At 77.0% G+C, this 431-nt stretch carries 1 pseudogene; it reads right to left on the bottom strand.

Annotated elements, in window-relative coordinates:
• Positions 1-431: pseudogene (locus G3I71_RS48080) on the bottom strand (RedV protein); the annotation flags it as partial.

The following is a 431-nucleotide window of genomic DNA, read 5'->3' as shown; positions in this document are numbered from 1 at the left end:
AGGGCGCGCAGCGGGTGGAGACGGGCGAAGAGCTGGCTCAGGCTGAAACCGTCGCCGCGGCGCTCGGCCTCGGCGCGGGTGGGGCGGACATAGCTGTACGTCTCCCGCCAGGCGGCCCGGTCGCTGAAGTCCCGGCCGGCGTGCCGGGAGACGAAGTCGACGAAGCGGTCGCGGTCCGCGCGGGAGGTGAGGTGCCGGATGCCGACGGGCGCCTGGGCGGACAGCCCCGGTGCGGCGTCGAGAAGCCGGCGCAGGGCCTCGCCGCTGACGGCCCGGTCCGTGTACGGGCCCCGGTTCGTCCGGCGGGCGGCCGCGAGGTCCTGCCACTCCGTGAGACTTCCCTCCGGCATTCCGGCGTAGCGCACCTCCAGGACGGCCAGCAGCGACCAGCCGGGGCGCCACCCTGCCGGGCCCAGCGCCCGCACCGGGGC

The sequence above is a fragment of the Streptomyces sp. SID12501 genome, from assembly GCF_010550245.1.
GTDB lineage: Bacteria > Actinomycetota > Actinomycetes > Streptomycetales > Streptomycetaceae > Streptomyces.
The sequence above is the reverse complement of the archived record's forward strand: the minus strand, read 5'-3'. Positions and strand labels throughout refer to the sequence as shown.